Annotated in this window: 4 protein-coding genes; 1 reads left to right on the forward strand and 3 read right to left on the reverse strand. The window is 63.4% G+C overall.

The genetic code is table 11. The features are described 5' to 3' along the window. Positions 1-111: 111 nt before the first annotated feature. The gene (locus tag FMP39_RS13250) at positions 112-1,077 is read right to left on the reverse strand and encodes a DUF3800 domain-containing protein (protein ID WP_141590255.1); all 966 of its coding nucleotides are present in this window, start codon (positions 1,075-1,077) and stop codon (positions 112-114) included. 351 nt (positions 1,078-1,428) lie between these two features. On the opposite strand from FMP39_RS13250, the gene FMP39_RS13255 reads away from it, so the two are divergent. Beyond that, positions 1,429-2,250 (forward strand): toll/interleukin-1 receptor domain-containing protein, encoded by an 822-nt coding sequence (locus FMP39_RS13255; protein ID WP_194858379.1) that lies wholly within the window; start codon positions 1,429-1,431, stop codon positions 2,248-2,250. A gap of 117 nt (positions 2,251-2,367) precedes the next feature. Here the strand turns inward: FMP39_RS13255 and FMP39_RS13260 are convergent, their stop codons facing one another. Together FMP39_RS13260 and FMP39_RS13265 are read right to left on the reverse strand one after the other, a co-directional pair. Continuing rightward, entirely contained in the window at positions 2,368-3,378 is a 1,011-nt protein-coding gene (locus FMP39_RS13260) for a ribonucleotide-diphosphate reductase subunit beta (protein ID WP_141590257.1), read from the reverse strand. A gap of 75 nt (positions 3,379-3,453) precedes the next feature. Next, positions 3,454-5,970, reverse strand: coding sequence for a ribonucleoside-diphosphate reductase subunit alpha (locus FMP39_RS13265; protein WP_090495782.1), 2,517 nt, complete (start codon positions 5,968-5,970; stop codon positions 3,454-3,456). Positions 5,971-6,512 lie beyond the last annotated feature (542 nt).

Genomic DNA, 6,512 nt, shown 5'->3' on the forward strand with positions numbered 1-6,512 from the left:
TCCGCAGTCAACCGCTTACGCCACGTCATTGGCCGGATGGGTACTGGGGTGAAACGCCTGCCTGACGCGCAACGGGTACACGCCCACCTGGGGGCGCTCCCCACTGAAGCATCAATCTTCGTCAGCGAAGGCGACTTCCTCATGTGAAGGGACAGTCATCTCGGGTTGGAGGTCAGGCCCCTGATAGTTCCCAAACTTGTCAAGATGGTCATTTTGCCAGCCCGCATCAATTTGGTAGCGCTGAGGCTTGAACTTCCAGATTCGGACCTGGTGCGTAAGGAGGCTTGACCAGTTCATATCGCGACCCGTCGTTTCAAACCAGTTGAATGCCCTGGAGCCGCGCTGGCTCGCGTCGATAGCGCGCAGTTGCGAATAGATGTACTTGGCAAAGTCATGGCGGACGCGCTGCTTGGGCTTCATCCCTCGCTGCTTGGGCGCGCGCTTGTCATGCATCTTATTGCCATAGGACCCAGCTGCCCCAATCAACAGGTCACACAGTTGAATTCGAGGCACCTGACTGCTTCGATGATAGGTGAGGCGTACTTCCAAGTCAGGCCGGTCGAGGATGCGTGGCAGGTCCTGGGCGAAATCTGCCAGTCGGTCCTGGTGCTTCTGGCTCGAGTGGTTGTCTAGGCGAACCAAGACTTCGTTCTTCTGGCCATGTGGCGCGGCTGGAAGAAACCTCAAGCCAAATGCGTGCTTCAGGAACTGGTAGCAAAGCTTGTACTGCACATCGAGAGGTGACGCTGCGTCTTCGGACGGGTCAGATGAGACTCTGACGAAAGCCCGGTCATAGAACATCTGGCGAAACGCAATTTCGCCACGCGAAATCGCACTAAAAAGGCAATTCACCAACTCTTGGTAGAAAGCTTGGTTCTGTGGGCCAAGGGAACTCCACTTTGCCTCGTCCTTGACTCCGTGCTTGCTGCGAATTTGGCGCAGTTGCGTGTCCAGGCGGTCCACGTCGGGAGACGTCCCCATTATGCCGCCGTAGAAGCACCAGTACCGTCGGAGCTCTGTCGAATTCGAGGCCCCGTGCGTCCACGCCTCATCAACGAAAATCTCGTACGTAGGCATAAAATAAAAGAACCCTGGCTCCTTTCTCCCTTTCGGGAAACGCCGCGCACAACGTGCGAAGCTCGGGTGCCAGAGTTCACTTCAAGTAAAATAACCGCTACCGCCTATAGGATCAAGCCTGTCAGCTCAAGCGCTGAGGTCGGACAGAAATCACGAGTAATTTCAGCGAATTGCACGGCTGGATGCATGTCCTGTCCCACTGCCGAGCGGGCGCATCGCCGCTTGGCTGGCCAGCGGTTCCGCGTCGTGCCCCTCCCGGCCATGGGCGCATCACCCCAGGGGGGGAGGACGGGGCGCGTAGGCAGGAATGTGCGACAGAGGTAGCGTTGGCATACCATGAGTGACGCTAAGGTGAAGACGCTGACGACGGAGGTTGCAGCGCTGGGGAAAACGATGGGGGACCTCCAGAAGAAGGAGAGCGACCTCCTCAAGAAGCAAACGCAATTGCTCAAGGCATTGTCGGCGGCCAAGACGCCCTCCACGTACCAGTCGAAGGCGCGGGAGTACGACCGTCTGCTGTCGCGCCTTTCTGATTTGCATAAGAAGCAGTCGGCTACGCTGAAGCGCCAGTCTGCGAAGGAAGAGGAACTCAGCCGCGCGCGGGTCGCGCTTGAGGCCGCAAAGGCGAAGGAGCGGAAGAGTATGGCTGCGCTGGAGGAGCGCCAGCGCAACGAGCAACTTGAGAAGGAGCGCGAGCACCAGCGGCGACTGCGGGAGTTGCGGAGGGCCAGCCAAGCTCTAACTGCAACGCCCACGGAGGAGGCGAAGTCGTATGACTTCTTCATCTCCCACGCCAGTGAGGACAAGGATGAGGTGGCCCGTCCTCTCTACGAAGCGCTCACGGCGCTTGAGTGCAAGGTTTGGTACGATGCAATTACTCTGAAGGTTGGCGACAGCCTTCGGCGAAAAATTGAGCAAGGAATCGCAACCTCTCGCTACGGAGTAGTCATCGTCACAGAGCGCTCTCTAGAGAAGGAGTGGCCTGCCCGCGAGTTGGACGCTCTGACGGCCATTGAAATTGGCGGCGTCAAGAAAGTCCTTCCGATTTGGCACCGCATTACGAAGAGTTACATCGATTCCAAGGCCCCAATGCTCGCGGACAAGTTGGCCCTGAATACGGCCACGCAGTCGATTGAGGAAATCGCCAAGGAGTTGAAGAGTCTGTTGGAGTGACCTCCCCTATCTCGGGCGCGCGAGGTGGCGGGGTAGGCTACAGAACTGCGACTGAACCGCGCGCTGACCTCAACCGGGGCGCCTGAAGCCGCGCCCCGGGACACAGCGCACAGCCGCTCAGAACGCCGCGTCGAGCACGACGTCCGTGGCCGCGCCCACACCGACGGCCACCTGGTACGACGACACGCGGCGCTCGAAGAAGTTCGTGAGCTCCTGCACGTCCTGCAGGTCCATGAAGTGCAGCGGGTTCTTCGTGCCGAACACCGGCGTCATGCCCAGCATCTGGAGCCGCTGGTCCGCCACGTACTCCAGGTAGCCGCGCATGTCCTGGACGGACAGGCCCATCACGCCGCCGCTCAGCAGGTCCTGGGCGAACTGCGTCTCGCACTCCACGGCCTCGCGGAGCATGGCCACCACGTCGCGCTCCATCTGCGCGTCGAAGAGGTCCGGCTCCTCCTTGCGCGCCACCTGGATGGCCTCGAACGCGAACGCCATGTGGGCGCTCTCGTCACGGAACACCCAGTTGGTGCCCGCCGCCAGGCCGTTCAACAGGCCCTTGCTGCGTAGGAAGTACACGTAGGCGAAGGCCGCGAAGAAGAAGAGGCCTTCAATGCAGCCCGCGAAGCAGATGAGGTTCAGCAGGAACTGCCGCCGGTGCGCCTTCGTCTGCAGCGTGTCCAGCCCCTGGATGCTGTCCATCCACTTCATGCAGAACTGCGCCTTGCGCTGGATGGAGGGGATGTTGTCGACAGCGGCGAAGGCCATCGCCCGCTCCGCCGGGTCCGGCACGTACGTGTCCAGCAGCGTCAGGTAGAACTGGACGTGCAGCGCCTCCTCGTAGAGCTGGCGCGACAGGTACATCCGCGCCTCAGGGGCGTTCAGGTGCTTGTACAGGTTCAGCACCAGGTTGTTGCCGACGATGCTGTCACCCGTCGCGAAGAACGCCACCAGCCTGTGGATGAGGTGGCGCTCCGCGTCCGTCATCTTCGTGCGCAGGTCCACCAGGTCCGTGGAGAAGTCGACCTCCTCCACGGTCCAGGTGTTCTTGATGGCGTTCCGGTACATCTCAAAGAACTGCGGATACGCCATCGGGCGCAGCGTGAGATTCAGGCCAGGGTTCAACAGCATTGCTTCCGTGCTCCTCGCGCTGCGGCGCGGTGTCTCAGTCGTTCTTCAAAAAGCGAAACCGCCAACGTCCCAGACCTACTGGCAGGCCTCGCACGCTTCCGGGTTCTCCAGCGAGCAGGCCACTGCCTCGGCCTCGGTCGCCTTCGCCACCGGGGCAGGGGCCGCCTGCGCCACGCTGGCGCCACCACCCGCGCCCACCGTCGCCTTCGCAATCCGCGTCGCCGGACGCGAGCGCAGGTAGTAGGTGGTCTTCAGGCCCTTCTGCCACGCGTAGAAGTACATCGAGGACAGCTTCCCGATGTTCGGCGTCTCCACGAAGAGGTTCAGCGACTGGCTCTGGTCGATGAACGCCCCGCGGTCCGCGCCCATGTCCAGCAGCGAGCGCATCGGCAGTTCCCACGCCGTGCGGTACACCGCGCGCAGGTTCTCAGGCAGCTCCGTAATGTCCTGCACGCTGCCTTCCGCCATCTTGATGCGGTTGCGGATGTTCTCGTTCCACAGCCCCAGCGCCTGGAGGTCGCGCACCAGGTAGCGGTTCACCTGGAGGAAGTCACCCGACAGCGTCTCGCGCTTGAACAGGTTGGACACCTGAGGCTCGATGCACTCGTAGCAGCCCACGATGGACGCAATCGTCGCCGTGGGGGCAATGGCAATCATCAGCGAGTTGCGCAGGCCGTGCTTCATGATGCGCTGGCGCAGCGCGTCCCAGCGCGCCGTGTCCTCGGGCACCACGCCCCAGTGGTCGAACTGGAGCTCGCCCTTGGCCGCCCGCGTCTCCGCGAAGGACTCGTGGGCGCCGTACTGCTCGGCCAGCTCGCACGATGTGGTCAGCGCCGCGAAGTAGATCTCCTCCGAAATCTTCTTGGAGAGCGCACGCGCCTCCGCCGAGTCGAAGGCCAGCTTGAGCTGGAAGAAGACGTCCTGGAGCCCCATCAGGCCCAGGCCCACCGGGCGCCAGCGCTTGTTGGACGAAGCCGCCGTGGGGATGGGGTAGTAGTTCAGGTCGATGACGCGGTCGAGCTGCCGCATCGCGAGCTGGGCGTTGGCGCGCAGCCGCTCGAAGTCGAACTTCCCGTCCACCAGCATCCGGCTCAGGTTCAGCGAGCCCAGGTTGCACACCGCCGTCTCACCCTGGCTCGTCACCTCCAGGATTTCGGTGCACAGGTTGGACAGGTGGATGACGTTGCCCGCCTTGCCCGTCTGGTTGCTCTTGCGGTTGCTGATGTCCTTGAAGGTCATCCAGCCGTTGCCCGTCTGCGCCAGGCACTTCATCATCCGGGCGTAGAGGTCACGCGCCTTCACCTTGCGCATGGCCAGGCCGTCGGCCTCGGCCTTCGCGTAGGCCTGCTCGAAGGCGTCGCCGTACAGGTCCGTGAAGTGGGGGACGGACTTCGGGTCGAACAGGCTCCAGTCGCCGTCCGCCTCCACGCGCTTCATGAAGAGGTCCGGCACCCAGTTGGCCAGGTTCAGGTTGTGCGTGCGGCGCGCGTCGTCGCCGGTGTTCTCACGCAGCTCGAGGAAGTCCTCGATGTCCGCGTGCCACGTCTCCAGGTACACGCAGCACGCGCCCTTGCGCTTGCCGCCCTGGTTCACCGCCGCCACGGAGGCGTCCAGCGTCTTCAGCCAGGGGACGATGCCGTTGGAGTGCCCGTTGGTGGACTTGATGAGCGAGCCGCGCGCGCGCACCCGGTGGTACGCCACGCCGATGCCGCCGGAGAACTTCGACAGCATCGCGATGTCCGAATACTTCTTGTAGATGGCGTCCAGCTCGTCCGCGGGCGAGTCCAAGAGGAAGCAGCTCGAAAGCTGCTCGTGGCGCGTGCCCGAGTTGAACAGGGTGGGGGAGCTGGGCAGGTACTCCAGCGAGCTGAACAGCCGGTACAGCTCGATGGCCTCATTCACATTGTCGCCGCTGAGCGCGCTGGCCACGCGGAGGAAGAACTCCTGCGGCGTCTCCAGCACCTCGCGCGTCTGCGGGTTCTTCAGCAGGTACCGGTCATAGACGGTGCGCAGGCCGAAGTACTCGAAGAGGTCGTTGCGCGACGGGTCGATGGCCGCGTTGAGCTTGCGCGCGTTGGCCTGGACGAACTGGAGCAGCCGGTCCGCGATGAGCCCGTGCTTGTGGCCCGCGGCCACGGACTGGCTGAAGGAGTGGATGTCCTGGTTGCTGACCTCCTTCTGGATGAAGGTGGCCAGCAGGCGCGCGGAGAGGCGGCCGTACTCGGGCTCTTCGACGATGAGGGCGGCGGCCGTCTGGATGGAGAGGCTGTCCAGCTCGCGCGTCGTCGCGCCGTCATACAGACCGGAGATGGTCTTCGTGGCCACGCGCATCGCGTCCACGCGGGGCAGGCCCACGCAGGAGCGGCCCACGGCGCGCACAATCTTGTTGAGGTCCACCGTCTCCGTGCCGCCGTTGCGCTTACGCACCCGCATGGAGGTGGCGCTGAAGTCGCCCGCCGTGGGCTCGGAAGCAACCGCGCCCGAGGCAGCGGCGCCCGTCGGCGCTGTCGTCGTCGCCGGCGTGGACGGACCGGAGGTGACGGGCGGGACAGACATGTTGGCGGACGGCTTTACGGGCGTATCGAAGTTCACGAGCGGCTCACTCCAGACAAAAGCAGGGCGCTTCGGGCAGACACGAGGCCTGTCCAGGGAAGCGGACTTCCCCACCACGTTACTGGAAAATTGTTCAGGTAAGTCCCGTTCCGGCGGGACGGGACTAGCGACTGGAGTCGACGGTGTCTCTGGGGGGATTTATGGGCCAGACCGATGTTGTAAGCAAGAAACCCACAGTCCCTCCTCTTCCCCGCTCCCTGCCACATCGGCTGGTGGGGCGCCATCGACCAGCCACAAGCTATGGGGGGGTATCCACGGTGTCAACGCGAGATCTAGTGCTCGGCCCGGCATGGCCCGTGCAATCTATGATCGATCTCCGAGACGATCTCGCAGTCATTCCGTGAACACTCGGTGCCCCCACTCAGGAACGTGGAGTGTGGGCCACCTGGAATCCACCGTGGACGGTCAGAAAGGGCCCTACGGAGGGGTTGGAACCACACCGCCCGCATCCGTCCCGGCGGGGGCCTGGGGGGCTCCGTCCAGGGCCTCCCCGGTGGTCTCCGGCTGCGGCGTGGGGGCCG

The organism is Myxococcus sp. AB056, from assembly GCF_006547365.1.
GTDB classification, from domain to species: domain Bacteria; phylum Myxococcota; class Myxococcia; order Myxococcales; family Myxococcaceae; genus Myxococcus; species Myxococcus virescens.

Excerpts from the sequence above, each read along its gene's own strand:
- FMP39_RS13250 (WP_141590255.1), bottom strand. The coding sequence starts at position 1,077 with ATGCCTACGTACGAGATTTTCGTTGATGAGGCGTGGACGCACGGGGCC.
- FMP39_RS13260 (WP_141590257.1), bottom strand. The coding sequence starts at position 3,378 with ATGCTGTTGAACCCTGGCCTGAATCTCACGCTGCGCCCGATGGCGTAT.